This window comes from Curtobacterium herbarum (genome assembly GCF_016907335.1).
Lineage (GTDB): Bacteria > Actinomycetota > Actinomycetes > Actinomycetales > Microbacteriaceae > Curtobacterium > Curtobacterium herbarum.
This window is the reverse complement of sequence record NZ_JAFBBT010000001.1, coordinates 2,021,086-2,037,340: the sequence shown is the minus strand read 5'-3', so window position 1 is coordinate 2,037,340 and position 16,255 is coordinate 2,021,086. Positions and strand designations below refer to the sequence as shown.

15 protein-coding genes are annotated in these 16,255 nt (G+C 69.3%); 5 read left to right on the top strand and 10 right to left on the bottom strand.

Features of this window, described 5'->3' with window-relative positions; all coding sequences use genetic code 11:
- The first annotated feature begins 329 nt into the window (after positions 1-329).
- Entirely contained in the window at positions 330-917 is a 588-nt protein-coding gene (locus tag JOD51_RS09770) for a helix-turn-helix domain-containing protein (protein WP_204608086.1), read from the top strand.
- A 744-nt stretch (positions 918-1,661) separates the two neighbouring features.
- On the opposite strand, the gene JOD51_RS09765 is transcribed toward JOD51_RS09770, so the two are convergent.
- A complete protein-coding gene (locus tag JOD51_RS09765; protein WP_204608085.1) occupies positions 1,662-3,461 on the bottom strand; it encodes a histidine phosphatase family protein in 1,800 nt (599 codons plus the stop codon).
- Between the two features lie 438 nt (positions 3,462-3,899).
- Here JOD51_RS09765 and JOD51_RS17080 point away from each other — a divergent pair, with 438 nt between their 5' ends.
- Positions 3,900-4,343, top strand: coding sequence for a barstar family protein (locus JOD51_RS17080; RefSeq protein ID WP_204608084.1), 444 nt, complete (start codon positions 3,900-3,902; stop codon positions 4,341-4,343).
- An 82-nt stretch (positions 4,344-4,425) separates the two neighbouring features.
- Here the strand turns inward: JOD51_RS17080 and JOD51_RS09755 are convergent, their stop codons facing one another.
- Complete coding sequence (locus JOD51_RS09755) at positions 4,426-4,917, bottom strand: hypothetical protein (RefSeq protein WP_204608083.1); 492 nt, start codon at positions 4,915-4,917, stop codon at positions 4,426-4,428.
- An 85-nt stretch (positions 4,918-5,002) separates the two neighbouring features.
- A complete protein-coding gene (locus JOD51_RS09750; RefSeq protein WP_204608082.1) occupies positions 5,003-6,010 on the bottom strand; it encodes a phosphotransferase in 1,008 nt (335 codons plus the stop codon).
- Positions 6,011-6,153: 143 nt separating this feature from the next.
- Between JOD51_RS09750 and JOD51_RS09745 the strand changes: the two genes are divergently transcribed.
- On the top strand, positions 6,154-6,801 hold the full coding sequence (locus tag JOD51_RS09745) for an HAD family hydrolase (protein WP_204608081.1): 648 nt from the start codon (positions 6,154-6,156) through the stop codon (positions 6,799-6,801).
- 36 nt (positions 6,802-6,837) lie between these two features.
- Here the strand turns inward: JOD51_RS09745 and JOD51_RS09740 are convergent, their stop codons facing one another.
- Positions 6,838-7,629: a DeoR/GlpR family DNA-binding transcription regulator gene (locus JOD51_RS09740; protein ID WP_204608080.1), complete on the bottom strand. Its 792-nt coding sequence runs from the start codon at positions 7,627-7,629 to the stop codon at positions 6,838-6,840.
- A 54-nt stretch (positions 7,630-7,683) separates the two neighbouring features.
- Between JOD51_RS09740 and JOD51_RS09735 the strand changes: the two genes are divergently transcribed.
- Together JOD51_RS09735 and JOD51_RS09730 are read left to right on the top strand one after the other, a co-directional pair.
- Positions 7,684-8,052 (top strand): DUF4406 domain-containing protein, encoded by a 369-nt coding sequence (locus JOD51_RS09735; protein ID WP_204608079.1) that lies wholly within the window; start codon positions 7,684-7,686, stop codon positions 8,050-8,052.
- Complete coding sequence (locus tag JOD51_RS09730) at positions 8,045-9,055, top strand: alpha/beta fold hydrolase (protein ID WP_259557073.1); 1,011 nt, start codon at positions 8,045-8,047, stop codon at positions 9,053-9,055. Before JOD51_RS09735 ends, JOD51_RS09730 begins: the two co-directional genes overlap by 8 nt.
- 114 nt (positions 9,056-9,169) lie before the next feature.
- Here the strand turns inward: JOD51_RS09730 and JOD51_RS09725 are convergent, their stop codons facing one another.
- The 6 genes from JOD51_RS09725 to JOD51_RS09700 all read right to left on the bottom strand — a co-directional run bounded on the left by JOD51_RS09725 (position 9,170) and on the right by JOD51_RS09700 (position 16,206).
- Positions 9,170-10,864 carry a ribonuclease J gene (locus tag JOD51_RS09725; RefSeq protein WP_204608078.1) on the bottom strand — a complete coding sequence of 565 codons (1,695 nt, stop codon included), beginning with the start codon at positions 10,862-10,864 and terminating at the stop codon, positions 9,170-9,172.
- Positions 10,865-11,018: 154 nt separating this feature from the next.
- Positions 11,019-12,536: a SulP family inorganic anion transporter gene (locus JOD51_RS09720; protein WP_204608077.1), complete on the bottom strand. Its 1,518-nt coding sequence runs from the start codon at positions 12,534-12,536 to the stop codon at positions 11,019-11,021.
- 202 nt (positions 12,537-12,738) lie between these two features.
- Positions 12,739-13,557, bottom strand: a complete 819-nt coding sequence (locus JOD51_RS09715) for a metal ABC transporter permease (protein ID WP_204608076.1) — start codon at positions 13,555-13,557, stop codon at positions 12,739-12,741.
- Positions 13,557-14,483 carry a metal ABC transporter permease gene (locus JOD51_RS09710; RefSeq protein WP_204608075.1) on the bottom strand — a complete coding sequence of 309 codons (927 nt, stop codon included), beginning with the start codon at positions 14,481-14,483 and terminating at the stop codon, positions 13,557-13,559. The genes JOD51_RS09715 and JOD51_RS09710 overlap by 1 nt, the downstream gene beginning before the upstream one ends.
- Positions 14,480-15,292 (bottom strand): metal ABC transporter ATP-binding protein, encoded by an 813-nt coding sequence (locus JOD51_RS09705; RefSeq protein WP_204608074.1) that lies wholly within the window; start codon positions 15,290-15,292, stop codon positions 14,480-14,482. Before JOD51_RS09705 ends, JOD51_RS09710 begins: the two co-directional genes overlap by 4 nt.
- Positions 15,289-16,206 carry a metal ABC transporter solute-binding protein, Zn/Mn family gene (locus JOD51_RS09700; protein WP_204608073.1) on the bottom strand — a complete coding sequence of 306 codons (918 nt, stop codon included), beginning with the start codon at positions 16,204-16,206 and terminating at the stop codon, positions 15,289-15,291. The genes JOD51_RS09705 and JOD51_RS09700 overlap by 4 nt, the downstream gene beginning before the upstream one ends.
- Between the last annotated feature and the right edge of the window lie 49 nt (positions 16,207-16,255).

Sequence of the window (16,255 nt, the reverse complement as noted above, 5' to 3'; positions counted from 1 at the left end):
GAACGGGTCTCGTCCGTCGACCTCCTGGCCACGGCGCTCGCGAACGACGGTCCGTGCGGCCCGAACACGTGCTCGCAGACGTCCGTCTGTCGTCCTGTCAGCGTGACGAGCAGTGGACCGCCCACCTGGGACAGCGACTGTCCGACCCGCTGTACGGGGTCGTGATCGAGGAGAAGGTCCGGAGCGCCGTCCCTTCCTCCGACGGACTCCAGCTCTCTCGACGAGGACCTCCGGAAGGATGGAAGCTGTGCTGACTGGCGGGTGACTGGCGGGTGACTGTCGGGATCGTGGCGTGGTGATCGCGGGTTGCGGCTTCATAGGCTCGCCCCATGAACGAATCACGGATTCCCGAACTGCGTCGCCGGCGCGGCTGGACGCAGGAACGCCTCGCGTCCGAGAGCACAGTGGCGGTGCGGACAGTTCAGCGGTTGGAGTCCGGCAGGGACGCCAGCCTCGACTCACTGTCGCTCATCGCCGCAGCGCTGAGCGTGTCGGTCGGCGAGCTCTTCGACGAAGTCGAGGGGGCCGACTTCGGGGACGCGGTCCAGGGGTTGCAGGACCGCGAGGAGCAGCAAGCTCGACGTGATGCGTTGACCGGAGCATGGAAACGCGTCTACACCGGCTGCGGTGTACTCGTCAGCATCGCGGTGATCGCGCTGATCAGTGTGCACCGTGCGCCCGGGGTCGGGATCTTGATCATCGCTGCGTACTGGGTTGCCGGGAAAGCCCTCTTCGAGTTGCTGGTGCGGCTCGTGTTGGACCCGCGGCTGGACGTCCGATTCCCGTTGAGCGTTCCGTCGGCGACGTCGAGGTGGCAGCAGGTGCGGGGCGGTCTGATGCGTCACCGCGTCGGCCGTTCCGTCCCGGCGAGCACGACTGCAGCACGCGGTCCGAAGGACACGCTGGAGTCCGAGTAAACGACGACTGCGGGACGTCCTCACGTTCGTGTACGGTGCGCCCCCAGCGGGGACCTGGGGCAAGGCTGTCTGGTCAAGGCGCACCGCTCGTGGTCGCCTCGAGAATTCCGACGCCGTTCGACCGGAGCGCATGCCAGAGAGGGAGAGCGGCTTCTGGGCGAGACGGGACAGCAGCCGGTGACGACTGTGATCGCCTCTCAAGACGATCCGTTGCGCAATGAACTCGTGGGGCTTCATCGCGGCAACACCGCGAATTACATCTCGTTCTTCGGAGATCACAGATCCGCGTTCGAGCAGGGTGACCCGGACTGGTACGAACACGAGACGATGCGCGTCGGTGCCTCGCTCCACGGGTGCGCCCTGGCCGCCGCGCGGTGGGGTGGCGTGACTGCACCAGTGGCTCGTCGCCTCGTCAGGCACGCACGTGTCCCCGCCAACGCTCAGCACCTCACCACGCAGAAACGGCCAGGAGAGGCGTTCCACGCGTCTCACGACGCCGAGTAATGGCGACCATCGCTGCCCCTCACGCCGCGTCCGTTCGACGATCGGGACTGTCGCAGGTGCACACACCACATGACGATCGGGTCCGGTCTTCGGGCCGAAGCCTGATGCGTACCTGCGTATGTCCTTCGCTGTCGACCGGAATTGTGTTCAACGTGGTTCTTCAGCTGTCGGATGGCTTGTTCCGGGCGGGTGTGAGACGGCAGATCGACGGCCTCGAGAAGCCACCACTCCGCATCGGTGTCACTCCCTGCGACGACGCGGACGACGCAGCACCAGCGTTCCGGCACCGGCCAGGAGGAGCAGTGTCGCGAGCAACGCCGGTTCAAGCGGCGACCGCGCTCCGGTCGCGGCCAGCCTGCCCTTCGTCGGGGGCGTCGGTGCGCCGGCGCCCTGAGCCGATGGTGTCACGGTCGGGGGAAGCGTCGAAGCGGCAGTGGGCGTCGCGGTCGGTGCTGGCGCGGCTGCAGCGATCAGCGGGCTCTCGGCCATCGCCGTGCCGATGAGGCAGCGCTTGAGCTCGGTCTCCTTGACCCAGTGCGACCCGGGGGCGACCGCACGGCATCCGGGGGCGAACACGATCTCCCGCTCGTCGTAGAGCATGCGCACGAGCGGCGTGTAGGCCGCTCCGGTCGCGGGGTCGATGCCCGGTCGCGACACGACGTCCCACTGCACGTTCGCAGCCATCGGTGTCACCTCGGAGCCTCGCCACGGGTTGGTGGCGTCGTCGTAGACGTCGGCGTCCGATGTCGGAGCAGCGTTGTCGGGTGCGGCCACGGTGGATCCCGGCAGACGCAGCAGCGCAGCGAACGGGATGATCGTCTCGGCGTGCGCGAAGCGGAAGGTCGCGACCACGTCGCCGCCGGCGACGCGTGCGTCGATCGTGGCGAAGAAGTCGTCGAGCAGGGGCGCGGCGATCGAGTAGGTCTCGTCGTGGCCGGCGAGGCTCGGGCCCTTCTCGTAGAAGTCCTCGGCGTCGAGCAAGTACGCGAACCACTCGGCATCCGCGGACCGGCCAGCGAAGTACTGCGCGAAGTCGAACTGGTGCGGAGCGACGTTCTCCTCCTGCATGTCGGCCGCGATGATGTAGAGGTTGTAGAGCGCCATCGCCGCATCGACGGTGGTCTTGATCGACTTCTTCGGATCGCCGCAGGCATCGGGATCGGCCTTCGTGTCGGCGCCGGGCGCGCACGCCACCGCGCCGCCCTTGGACCCGTCCGCGGTGTTGTACCAGATGTGTGCCTTGTCCGTGCCGATCGCGGCGATGAACTCGGGTGTGAAGATGCCGGAGAGCAGGTCGTCCGCCGCCTGGACCGATCGCGGCTTCGACTCGATGTACTGCAGGGCCGCCGCGATCGTGCCGCCGTCACCGGTCTGAGCGGCGATGTAGTCCTCGTACGCCTGGGCGCGCTCGCGTTCGGGCGACCCCTCGGCCTTCTCGGTGCCGTCCGGGTTCTCGACCTCGTGGAAGTAGAGCAGGTCCGGGCGCGGCTCGAGCGTGACACCCGTCATCCCGAAGCCCTGCAAGAAGTTCTCGCCTGACTCCGTTGCGCGAGCTTCACCCGATGTCTCGGCGACGACACGTCCGCCCGAGCGTGCCGCTGCGGCGAACAGCGGTGCGTTCCGCTGCGCGGCTCGCGCTCCGATGCCCCGGTGCTGGGCGGCACCCTGACCGGTGAGCATGCCGTAGCCGTTCGCGACGTTCGCGGCCGTGATCGCATCCAGGTTTGCGGAGAAGCGCTTCCCGATCTCGGGCGTCAGGAACCCGTTCTCGGCCTGCGCGGTCGCGGCGAGACGGTGCAGCAGCGCGTCGTACTTGTACGCGGAGAGCCCTCGAGACCCGTGTCGGGCGACCGATTCCGTCGCGACGGGTGCGTAGCCCGTCGGTGCCGGCGTGTACGCGTCGATGTCCGACTGGCTGGGGGCGATGTAGGGCTGCTTGCTGCTGTAGAAGCTGGCGTCCTCGGCGTGCGCTGGTGCCGCGAGCATCAGCGAGGCGACGGCAGCGACGGCAACGCAGGACAGCGCGGTGCGGGTGTTCATGTGTTCTCCGATGTCGGGACCCTCGGGTGGTGGTCCGACATGCAGAGTTAGCGGCAGCGAGTGAACAGCGCTTGACCTGGGGGTGACCGGACGGTGCTGCCGGACCTGTTGACGGGAGCCGACAGAGGATCTCGGTGGCTCCTCCGTCCAGGCGGGGGTCGTCGGGTCGGAGGCTCGTCCGTCGTCTGAACCGGAGATCAGCTACCGGACAGCAGCACCTCGCCGGTGCCGACCGCGCACGAAGAGCGCGACACAGACGACGTCGAGCACGATGAGGAGGGCGATGGTTGCTTGCGCCGTCGCCCAGAGCGCTCCGCCAAGCGGCAGGAGGCGGGACGGGACGAACGTGCCTGTCGCTTCCGATCGATCAGCCGCCTGCTCGTTGGCGAGATCGGGCGCGGAAAGACTCCCGACCTCGTCTCGCACTACGGTTCGAGCGTGCCCGCATTCACCACCGACGATGTCCTCGGCAACAGGTTGGACTTCGAGATCGCCCGCGACGGGTTCGTCCGCAGGCTGCGAGACGATGCTGTGTTGCGGGACGCCGAGACGTGGTTTCGCCGGGAGGGCTACCGAGTCACGGAACTGAACGCCGGGGCATGGAATGACGACAAGCAGATGCACGCGGCCTTCGCGACGGGCCTCCAGTTCCCCGGCCACTTCGGGAACAACCTGGACGCGCTGGACGACTGCATGTCGAACGTGGCCGAGGCGGACCACGGGTGGGACGCGTCCGAGACCGGCCTCGTCCTGATCCTCTCCGGCTTCGACCGTTTCGCTCAACGACTCCCACGGACGGCCGACCACGTGCAGGACATCCTGCGGAGGCAGGGACGCTACGCAGCGCTCTTCGGGAACCGACTCCTCACGATCTTGTCCTGAGGGGGATCGGCCGTCAGGGAAACTCACCTGACACCCGACCAGCATCGAATCGGCTGATGGGACGGGGCGGCTCTGGCTTCGATCAGACGATGACGATGACCTGGTTGCCGTCCGCGTCGACACCTGCGACCACGCACATCGTTGCGATCCACCCGCCGTGGACGGCACGAACGCCAGACCGTTCAAGCTCGTCGATCTCTGCAGCACGCGAGCAGTGCGAGCCGGGAGGGGCAGTTCCGACGGCGACCGGATGCGCCTTCGGGACCCTCACCGTCGCTCTGACCCACTCGTGAACCTCTGAGTCCGTCCTGACACCAGTCGATCGCACCACCGTGGAACCCCGCGGGAAGTCGACTCCGGTCACGCGCTCGACCGTCGGGATCGGGACATCGTGGCACAGGACGACGCAGTGTCCCCACCCGGGTACTGCAGTGATGCGCTCGATTCCCGCCCACGCGGTGAGGACCAGCGTGGTCGTCATCGTGATGATCACCAACAGGACCACTCCGAGTCGGCGCAGCGACACCCACACCGGCTCGAGGGGCCAGTCGCCGCTCACGGACTCGTCACGCACGAGACGATCATGTCTCGTTGGGCCACGGAGCACATCGGTCAGAAGGAGCACCTTCACCGCGCACGGTCGGCGTCCGCCCCTGCTGTCAGCTCCGGGGACGCCGGGCGATCCGGACGGCGTTCCCCGAGTTCGCTGTGTCCGCGAGGAGCTCGACAGCTGCCTGGCCCCACCCACCGAGGTCGTCGGCGGTCGGCACGAGTGCCCACGAGTACCAGAGCAGCAGGACCGGCCACCAGTGGAGTTCCTCGTCCGTGAGGGCGTGAACCGTCTGGTACCCGTCCAGGAACTGCTCCCGAACTGCCGCCGGAACGGGCCCCCAGTCGCGGAAGAGCGTGCCGAGCATGACCGCAGAGCGAGCGATCTCGACGATCCGATGGTCCAGCCGGAGCTCCTCGAAGTCGAGGACGCCGACGATCGCGGTGCCCGCGCACAAGATGTTCGCGGCACGGTAGTCGCCGTGCACGATCTGGACGGGAGGGAGAGCTGCCGGAGCGCGATCGAGCATCCGCCCGAGGACGTCGCGGGCCTCGGGGGACAGCGCTGGCGGTTCGGAAGCGATCCAGCCCGCGATCTGCTCGGTGAGCGGTGTCGGCGCGGACAGGACCCCCGGCCGCGAGTCGTGCCAGGGGGACGAGCGCAGCGCGTCGTGCAGCCGAGCGAGGGTCGCCCCCGCTGCACGTACCTGATCGTCGTTCCCGACATCGAGGTGTGTTCCGTCGATGACGCGTTGCACACTCATCGAGACGCCGTCGTTCGTCACCTGAACCGCACCCGCACGTGTCGGTACCGGGGCCGACACCGGCAATCCGACCGTTCCGAGCCAGGAAGTGAGCTCGGCAGCGAACGTGAGCCGTTCGAAACGGTCCGATGCGACCGACCACTTCAGCAGCAGGCGTTCGTCGCCGTTGCGGACCCAGGCGAGGGCGTTGCTGTCGCTCATCACCACCCGCTCCGGCGTCCCGACACGAACACCCCAGTGACGTTCGACCGTTGCGCTGACCCAAGCACCCACTGCCTCGGCGTCCGCGAACCCGAACCGGTTCCGGAGCACCTCGGTCGGGTCGTCCTGCTCCCACAACATCTCGATCGCCATCGATCCCCCTGTCCCACGAGACGAGCACCGAACCCGGCACCCCACCCGATCTTGCCGCGCCGCACGGTGCGGTCGCCGATCCTGTCAGCGTGCCAGAAGCCGATCCCTCGTCGACGTCGTTCCACGGTCGATACCCTCGGCCCATGAACGTGACCGCGCGAGACGTCGGGTACAAGTGGATCCTGCTCGACGCCGACGGCGTTCTCCAGTCAGCAGAACAGCCCTTCGTCGCCGCGCTCAGACGAGTTGCCGGAGGTGCCGCGGACGCATGGCTCGCGGACACGTTCCGCGTCGACGGTCCGGTCATCACGGGGAAGCAGGAAGTGCTTCCGGTGCTGGCCGAGTTCCTCCAGGCCGTCGGGGCCGAAGCTGACCCTCGCGAGGTCTACACCCGGCTGTGGGAGGGCATTCACCTGCACCAGGACGTCCTCGAACTCGTTGCGAACTGGCGAGGCGCAGGTCGTCGCGTCGCGCTGACCACGAACCAGGATCCAGGCCGGGCTCGCTTCATGCGGACCCGGCTCCGCCTCGACGAGCGGTTCGACCGCAGCTTCTACTCGTGCGACCTCGGAGTGGCGAAGCCGTCGGTGCGATTCTTCGATCGGGTGCTCAGTGAGCTCCAGGCCCAACCGGGGGAAGCGGTCTTCATCGATGACAGCGATGCCAACGTCTCGGCAGCTCGGAGCCTGGGGATCGATGCGCACCGCTGGCAGTACGGAGACAGTCTGCGCACACTCGCGGAGTGCATCGGACCAACGCCCGAGAACCCCCGCGCCACATCGCTCGACTGAGCCGTGCACCCCAGCACTCGGCGTAGGCATGCTGGTTCACACCGGCCGTGCCGCTTGGACCTCGACCGTTCCTCCGGGAAATCGGGCACCCGCACGGGTGAGTGCTGCCGCGACGGTCTCATCGAGCGGCAGGTCGGGATCGAGCACGAGGCCGGTCACCTCGGCGAAGTCGAGCACGGGGAACGCCGACGCGGCACCGATCTTCTCCGAGCTCGCCAGCACGTACGTGTCACTGGCTTGCGCTGCCATCGCGCGCTTCATCGCGGCGTCGTCCATCGAGCCGGTGGTGAGTCCGGCCTCCGGGTGCACCCCGGTCACACCGAGGAAGCAGAAGTCGGCCCGGACGCGACGGAGGGCCTCCGCCGCCAGGGGCCCGGTCGTCACCATGGAGTGGCGGGACAGTGATCCGCCGATGAGGACGATCTCGACGTGGGGGTGCTCGGCCAGGGCGACCGCCACGAGTGGCCCGGGCGTCATCACGGTGAGTCGTGCGTCGGCGGGGAGTGCACGGGCGACCTCGAGCGCGGTCGTGCCGGCGTCGAGGAGCAGCGTGGCCCCGTCCGGCAGGAGCCGCACCGCCGCCTGGGCGACCCGCTGCTTGCTGTCCGGCGCGATCGCCGTGCGGTCGGCATGACCGCGGATCGCGGGGGACACGGGGAGTGCGCCGCCGTACACGCGCTGGAGTCGACCCGCGTCGGCGAGGGTGCGCAGGTCACGGCGAACGCTGTCCTCGGTCACGCCGAGGCGCACGGCAGCGTCCTTCGCGACGAGTCGACCGTTCCGCTCGAGCTCGGCGAGCAACCACTCGTGACGCTCCGCAGCGAGCATGGCCGTTTCTCCTTGTTTTTGCGTGTTCATCCGTGTTTGCCCTACGGTACCACCATGACCGACGCGCAATTGATCCTCATCGCCGGCCCCTACCGCTCCGGCACGGACGGCGACCCCGATCGGATCGCCCACAACCTGGCCCGGCTCGAGCAGGCCGCCTGGCCCGTCTTCCAGCTCGGTCACGTGCCCCTCATCGGCGAGTGGGCAGCCCTGCCGATCCTGCGGGTCGCCGCCGAGTCCGGCGTGGACGTCGAGACGGGCCCGGACGTCATGTACGAGACCGCATCGCGGCTCCTCGGGCACTGCGACGCCGTGCTCCGGCTCCCCGGCGAGTCCGCCGGCGCCGACGCGGACGTCGCCATCGCACGCCGCCGCGGTCTCCCGGTCTACTTCGACATCGCCGAGGTCCCCGCGCGTGCCTGACACCGGAACCCCGGCACCGCACCACGACATCAGCGCCGCCGGACGGCAGCCGAGGACGCGCCTGCGCCGGCCCCTGCGGATCACCCTCTGGACCGTCGCCACACTCGTGGCACTCCCGATCTTGGCCGTGGCGACCACCTCGATCGTGAACGCCGTCGCGACGCACTCGGAGCTCGCCGCCATCAGGCCGTACGGCGAGCGCGTGCCCGTCGACGGCGGACGGATGAACGTGGTCGTCAGCGGCGCCGGCGCGGAGACGATCGTGCTCCTGCCCGGCCTCGGCACTGCGGCTCCCGGCCTCGACTTCCAGCCGCTCATCTCCGAACTCGACGACACGCACCGGGTGGTCGCCGTCGAGCCGTTCGGCACCGGACTGAGCGACCAGACGGACTCCCCGCGGACCGCGGCGAACATCGCCGGAGAGGTCCACGAGGCGCTGCACCACCTGGGCGTCGACCGGTACGTCCTCATGGGCCACTCGATCGCCGGCATCTACGCCCTGGAGTACAGCCATCGCTACGCGGACGAGGTCACCGCCTTCGTGGGGATCGACAGCAGCGTGCCGGACCAGCCCGGGTGGGACGAGCCGCCGGCGACCGAGGGGCTCGTCGCCCTGCGGGACCTCGGGATCCTCCGCGTGCTGACCGCCGTCCGTGGCGACACCTTCGCGGGACTGCCGTACGACGACGCCACGAAGCAGCAGATGCGCCTGCTCACAACGAAGAACTCGACTGCGCCGACCCTGCTCGACGAGATGGACCGTGCGCCGGAGAACTTCGCGTCCGTCCGCGGGGAGACCTTCCCGGCCGACCTGCCCGTCCTGCTCTTCGTCGCGCAGGGCGACGGCGAGGAGGACGGCTGGCGCACGCTGCACGAGCGGCAAGCGGCGAGCGTGGAACACGGCCGGGTCGTCACGCTCCGGGGCGACCACTACCTCCACCACACCCGATCGCCGGAGATCGCCGCCGACACCGACGTGTTCCTCGCGGCCGTACCCCGCTGAGACGCTCGGCGACGAGCACGCCGTGCGGTCTCGATCTCCCGAGGCCCGAGACCACCGGGGGCCACCCTGCGGAGACCCCCGGCGCCTCCGGAGGAGATGCGTGCGCTGGTCCGCTCAGTCCGCGTCGACGACGACTGCCGTGATGACCGGCGTGCGACGGTGCCGGCGGAGGAACCAGCGTTCCAGCCCCTCGGTGATCGCGCGTTCGGCCGCCGCACCGTCGACGTGCCCACGGGCGGTGGCCTCGGTGATCGCCTTGGTCGCGACCTGTTCGGCGTGCTGCATCCAGCCCGCTTCCTCGACGAATCCCTTGGGCAGGAACTCCACCGGGTCGACGAGCTTCTGGGCGGGCTCGTCGAAGATGCCGAGGACGGTGATGTGCCCCTCTTCCGCCAGGGCGAGACGGTCCTTCAGGGCCGACTCGGTGGCGACACCGATGGTGGTCCCGTCGACGAACACGTACGGCGCCGGGATGCGACCGACGATCCGGGCCTTCCCACGGTCCAGGTCGACGACCACGCCGTCCTCGACCACGAGGACGCGGTCCTCGGGGACGCCCGTCCGGGTGGCGAGTTCGGCGTTGGCGACGAGGTGACGCCACTCGCCGTGCACGGGCAGGACGTTCTTCGGCTTGACGAGGTTGTAGCAGTAGACGAGCTCGCCGGCGCTGGCGTGCCCGGAGACGTGCACCTTCGCGTTGCCCTTGTGCACGACGGTGGCACCCCAGCGGATGAGCCCGTTGATGACGCCGTAGATCGCGTTCTCGTTGCCCGGGATCAGCGAGCTCGCCAGCAGGATCGTGTCGCCTTCACCGACCTTGATGATGTGCTCGCGCCGCGCCATCCGGGACAGCGCGGCCATCGGCTCACCCTGCGAGCCGGTGCAGATCAGGACGCTCTTGTGCCCGGGGAGCTTGCCGAGCTGCTTGAGGTCAACGACCAGGCCGTCCGGCACGTGCAGGTAGCCGAGGTCGGCCGCGATCCCCATGTTGCGGACCATCGACCGGCCGACGAAGGCGACCTTCCGACCGTGCCGTTGGGCGGCGTCGAGCACCTGCTGGATGCGGTGCACGTGGCTGGCGAAGCTGGAGACGACGATGCGCTTCGGTGCTTCACGGAACACCCGGTCGATCGCGGGTCCGATGTCCTGCTCGGCCGTGGTGAACCCGGGGACCTCGGCGTTGGTGGAGTCGACGAGGAACAGGTCCACGCCCTCGTCGCCGAGTCGGGCGAACCCGTTGAGGTCCGTCAGGCGGTGGTCGAGCGGGAACTGGTCCATCTTGAAGTCACCGGTGTGCAGCACGGTGCCGGCGCTGGTGCGGATGGCGACGGCGAGGCCGTCCGGGATGGAGTGGTTGACCGCGATGAACTCGAGGTCGAACGGCCCGGCGTCGTGTCGGTCGCCGGCCTTGACCTCGTGGGTCACCGGGGTGATGCCGTGTTCCTGCAGCTTCGCGGTGATGAACGCCAACGTCAGCTTGGAGCCGATGACGGGGATGTCCGGGCGTTCCTTGAGCAGGTAGGGGACACCGCCGATGTGGTCCTCGTGGCCGTGGGTGAGGACGATGCCGTCGACCTGGTCGAGGCGGTCCCGGACTGCGGTGAAGTCCGGCAGGATGACGTCGATGCCGGGCTGGGTCTCCTCGGGGAACAGCACGCCGCAGTCGACGACGAGCAGCTTGCCGCGGTGCTCGAACAGGGTCATGTTCCGGCCGACGTCGCCGAGCCCGCCGAGCGGCGTGACGCGCAGCGCGCCACGCTTCAGGGGTGCGGGCTTCTTGAGGTCGAGCGCGTGCTGGAGGGCTGGCATCGTGGAAGATCGCCTTTCGTCAGGGACTTGAGCGGACGGGACCGTCGGTCCAGCGTAGGCGGGACGCGAGCGCTCAACTGCACACCCCGGGGATGACGGCAGAGAAGTTCGTGCTCATCGTGCAGCCGGAGCGGGGCCGGAGCGGGGCCGGAGGTCAGTGGCCGGCGCCGAGGTTCCCGGCGAGGCGGCCGTGGAACGCCCGGCTGGCGTCGTTCATGCCGCGGATGTCGACGCGCTTGCCGCGTGCGTGGTACTTCGTCTCGATCGCGTCGAGGGCGGCGACGGTGGAGGCGTCCCACACGTGCGACTTCGTCATGTCGATCACGACGAGCTCCGGGTCGTCGACGTAGTCGAACTGCGTGGTGAGGTCGTTGCTCGAGGCGAAGAAGAGCTCACCCTCGACGGTGTACAGCGCGTGCTGCTCGCCACCGTCCGGTGTCTCGAGGCTGCGGGTGACCGAGGTGAAGTGCGAGACCCGGCGGGCGAAGACGACCATCGCTGCGACGACGCCGACGATGACCCCGATGGCGAGGTTGTCGGTCGCGACCACGATCACGACGGTGAGGACCATGACGACGGTCTCCCCGACGGGCATCCGCCTGAGCGTCGAGGGCGTGATGCTGTGCCAGTCGAAGGTGCCGACGGAGACCATCACCATGACGGCGACGAGGGCGGCCATCGGGATGATCGCGACCACGTCGCCGAGCCCGACGACGAGGACGAGCAGGAACACGCCGGAGAGGAACGTGGAGATGCGGGTGCGGGCGCCCGAGGCCTTGACGTTGATCATCGTCTGGCCGATCATCGCGCAACCGCCCATCCCGCCCAGGAAGCCCGAGCAGATGTTCGCGACGCCCTGTCCGATCGCTTCGCGGGTCTTGCGGGACCCGGTGTCGGTGACCTCGTCGACCAGCTTCGCCGTCATCAGTGACTCGAGGAGTCCCACGAGGGCCATCGCGAGGGCGGAGGGGGCGATGATCGTCAGCGTCTCGAGGTTCAACGGGACGTTCGGGATGAACAGGGTCGGCAGGCTGTCGGGCAGTGTGCCCTCGTCGCCGACGGTGGGGATCGCGATCGACGCGAACACGGTCACCAGGGTGAGCACGACGATCGCGACCAGCGGTGCGGGGATCGCCTTGGTGAGGCGGGGCAGGAGCACGATGATCGCGATGCCGACGATGGTGATCGGCCAGACGAGCCAGTCGACGCCGATGATGTTGGGCAGCTGGGCGGTGAAGATCAGGATCGCGAGCGCGTTGACGAACCCCACCATCACCGACCTGGGTACGAAGCGCATCAGCTTCGCTGCTCCCAGGGCGCCGAGGATGAGCTGGAACACCCCGCCGAGCAGGACGGTGGCGATCAGGTAGTCCAGGCCGTGGTCCTTCATGACCGGGGCGACGACGAGGGCGATGGCGCCGGTCGCGCCGGAGATCATCGCGGCACGGCCGCCGACGATCGAGATGACGACGGCCATCACGAACGCCGAGAACAACCCGACGCGGGGGTCGACGCCGGCGATGATCGAGAACGAGATCGCTTCGGGGATGAGCGCGAGGGCGACGACGAGGCCGGCGAGGGCCTCGCGGGTCAGCAGGCGCGGGCTCTTCAGTGCGGACAGGACAGTGGGGCTGGTGTGCACCGGAGCCGGTGCGGGCGTGACGGTGGTCACGGGTCTCCTTCGGTGTCTGGTCCGGAGGCTCGGTGCCGGCTGGGCAGGCGAGGGCGGTGCGACACGCACGCCGGTCGCGGGAGGACCAGGGCAGACCGACCCTTCCGTAACGAGAGGGTTGACGTGCCAACTCTAACGCTACGGAAGGGTTGGTGTGTCGACCGGACCGATCCGGACGGCACCCCGCGCGGTACCGACGCCGTCAGCGGACGGTCACCACGGGCCTCCCGATCGGCACCGACCGACGGAGCCGCGGTGCGTGCGCACCGAGGAAGAGCACCGCGCTGAGCGCGGTGACGAAGAAACCGACCGGCCAGTCCGTGGCGTCGGCGAGAGCGATCGAGGCCCAGACCACGACGAGCGTGAACACCGTCGAGAGTGCGATCGCCCGCGATGGTCGGCGAGCGAGGGTCCGTGCGGCCGCGGGCGGGCCGACCAGGAGAGCGAACATGAGCAGCGCGCCGACGACGGGGACGCTCGTCGTCGTGGCGCAGGCGACGATCAACCCGAACAGGACCGTCACGACCTGCGGCCGCACGCCACGTGCGGGCGCGGTGGCCGGCAGCAACGAGGCGAGGAGCAACGGCCGGTAGAGCGTGGCGACGGCGGCGAGGCACGCGATGCCCAGGACCAGCATCGGGACGATCTCCACGGTCGAGACGCCGAGGACCTGGCCGAAGAGCAACGAGAACACCTCGGCTGAGTACTCGCTCGAGCGGCTGAGGAAGAACGCGCCGAGACCGAGCATCGTCGCCAGCGTCAGGGCGGTGGCGACGTCACCCCGCCCGCGGCGTCCGAGGACCGACACGAGCAGGGAGCCGACGGCGGCGAACACCCCGATGCCGAGCAACGAGTCGATCCCGACGAGCACGGCGCCCGCGGCACCGGCGAACGCCCCGTGCGGGAGCGCGTGCGCCAGGAAGGCGTCGCCGCGGATGACGACGAACACCCCGACGACGCCGGCCACGACGCCGACGATCGTGCCGGCGATCCAGGTGTTCACCATGAAGTCGGAGAACATCAGCCGACCCTTCCGGCGTCGGCGAGGATCCGCGGGGCGTGCATGACCGGTCGGGACGCCGTTCTCCTCCGGGCGATGCGGGAGGCGAACCGGGCTCCGACGTACACGACCAGGACCAGGGCCACGACGCAGAAGCTGACCGGCCAGTTCCCGTCCTTCCCGGCCCAGTAGTAGCTCTCGTACGCGATGAGGCAGCCGACCCACGTCTCGAGGACGCCGATGCCGGCAGCGAGGAGCACGGCGACACCGAACCGACGGGTCAGGAGCAGGGCGGTGGCCGCCGGACCGATCAGCAGCGCGGTCGAGAGGATCGCGCCGATGGTCAGGGACGAGAGCTCCACCGCGAGGGCGAGTGCCACGAGGAACACCAGCCCGGCGAGCCGGACCGGCACCCCGCGGGCGACGGCCAGGTCCTCGTCGACGGACGCCAGCAGCAGCCAGCGGTAGGTGGTGCCGACGAGCAGGAGCACGACCACACTGAGGAGCACCACCGGGGGGACGACGGAGGCATCGATGACGAACAACGAGCCGAACAGGACGGACACGGCCGCGTTGCTCGAGCCTCCGATCGTGGTGTCCCAGTACAGGAACAGCGCCGTCAGGCCGAGCCCGAACGCGAACACGACCCCGGTGGCGACGTCCCGGCCCTTCAGCCGGTGCGTCCCGATGGCCTCCATCAGGAGTGCGGCGACGACGCCCGCACCGACGAACCCCCAGAGCTGGCTGATGCCGACGAGGAACGCGCCGGCGCCGCCGACGGCACCCAGGTCGGCGAGGGCGTGTCCGGCGAACGACTGCCCACGGACCACCGTGAAGACCCCGACGACACCGGTGACCGCGGCGACGAACCCACCCACCACGAGCGCGGAGTGGACCGTCGGACTGGTGACGAAACCCGACAGCGCGACGGCGACGGACACGCTCATCGGCGGACCGCTCCCGCGGGGACGGCGGAGCGGTCGTCGGCGAGGACGACGAGGCGTCCGTCGGCGTCGATGACCCGGATCGGTCGCCCGTAGAGGCGGGAGAGGACGTCTTCGCGGATGACGTCGGCCGGGGAGCCGGTGACCGCTCGACCGTCTGCGAGGTAGACGACGCGGTCGAGCACCGGCAGGAGCAGGTTGATGTCGTGCGCGGTGAGGACGATCCCGACGCCGTGGTCGCGCCGGATGGTGTGCAGGAGCGCGACGATGTCGGCGGCGCTCGCCGGGTCGAGGTTCGCCAGGGGCTCGTCGAGGAGCAGCAGCGCCGGCTGACTGATCAGCGCGTGCGCGAGCAGGACGCGCTGCTGTTGGCCGCCGGACAGCTCGCCGATCCGCTGGTCCGCGAACGCCGTCGCGCCGACACGCTCCAGCGTCTCGTCCACGAGCGCGAGTGTCCGCCGCCGCCGGAGCGGGAGGCCGAGGCGACCGCCGTCGAGTCCGAGCGCCACGACGTCCCGGGCTCGCAGCGGCGCATCCGGATCGAGCACGGTCTTCTGCGGGAGGTAGCCGATGCCGCCGACGTCGGCAGCACGCTGCGGTCGACGGACGGTGCCGCTGGTCACCGTGACCACGCCGAGCAACGCGCGGAGGAGCGTGGTCTTGCCGGCGCCGTTCGCGCCGATGAGGCCGACGAAGTCGCCTGCCGCGACGTCGAGGTCGACGCCGTCGAGGACGGCCCGCCCGGAGAGGACGACACGCAGGTCGCGCACGGTGACGACGCCACCGGCGGCGACCGCTGCAGCGGTGGTCACAGCTTCTCCGTCGAGGTGCCGTCGGTGACGGCCTTCGAGAGCGCCGCGACTTCAGCCTCCATCCACCGCTGGTAGGTGTAGCCGGTCGGCATCGTCTCGTACACGCCGACCACCGGGACATCGTTCGCGTGTGCCAGCGACAGGTAGTGCGCCGTGATCGAGTCGGTCACCTGCTGGTTGTAGAGGAAGACCTTGACCTGCTTGGCCGTGAACAGGGAGTCCTGCGCAGCGGACTGCTGGGGCGACGGGTCGGTGTCGTTCATGATCGCTGCCTGCAGGGACCACGGTGTCTCGACGTCGACGCCCGCTGCTTCGAGGGCGTAGTCCGCGACCGGTTCGGTCACGGCGACGGGGGTCCCGCCGTGTGCGCTCTTGAAGGCGGCGAGCGCGGAGGTCCACGCGTGCAGCGAGTCGTCGAACGTCGTGAGGTTCTGCTCGAACGTCGTCTTGTGGGCCGGGTCGAGCTTCTCCAGGTCGGCGGCGATCTCCGCGGCGACGGCCGGCATCGTCTTCGGGTCGTACCAGAGGTGAGGGTTCCTGGTGCTGTCGGGGAGCCCGAGCACGGTCTGCGCGGTGATGACCCTCCTGGCGGAGTTCGGCGAGGCCTTCTCGAGCTTGGCCATGAAGTCGTCGTACCCGACGCCGTTCTGGATCACCAACTGCGCGGCGGAGAGCTCCCTCGCCACGCTGGCACTGGCCTCGAACGTGTGCGGGTCGGTGTTCGGGTTGCTCATGACGGCCGATGCCGTGACGTACTTCCCGCCGATCTGTGCGGCGACGTCGGAGTACTCGTTCTCGGCGCCGACCACGGTGATCTTCCCGCTGTCACCGGCCCCGGCGGAGGAGCACCCGGTGAGGGCTGCGGCAGTCACTGCGGCGACGACGCCCGAGGCGATGAATCTGTTGATGCGCACGGCATCCGTCCTGTCCAGGGCACTGGGCCCGATTGTGATGAGAACCATT